The organism is Olavius algarvensis spirochete endosymbiont (assembly GCA_900608495.1).
Lineage (GTDB): Bacteria > Spirochaetota > Spirochaetia > DSM-2461 > DSM-2461 > UBA2779.
Genome location: UWYT01000042.1, coordinates 1 through 268, shown reverse-complemented (window position 1 = coordinate 268; position 268 = coordinate 1). Strand labels below are relative to the sequence as shown.

1 protein-coding gene is annotated in these 268 nt (G+C 58.2%); it reads left to right on the top strand.

The genetic code is table 11. The features are described from left to right. Positions 1–219 (top strand): hypothetical protein (locus tag S1OALGB6SA_RS00880; protein WP_503465859.1); only part of this gene is annotated, 219 nt, incomplete at its 5' end. Positions 220–268 lie beyond the last annotated feature (49 nt).

Genomic DNA, 268 nt, shown 5'->3' with positions numbered 1-268 from the left:
GTGGCTGTGGATTCATCCGGCAATGTCTATGTGGCAGATACTGAGAACAGCCGCATCCGGAAGATCACGCCGGCGGGGGTGGTAAGCACCTTGGCCGGCGATGGCAGCACGGCACAGTTTAATAACCCCCTCGGAGTGGCTGTGGACTCATCCGGCAATGTCTATGTGGCAGATACTAACAACCACTGCATCCGGAAAATCACTCCGGGGGGATGGTAAGCACCTTTGCCGGAACAGGCACAAGGGGTCATGCGGATGGCACCGGCAC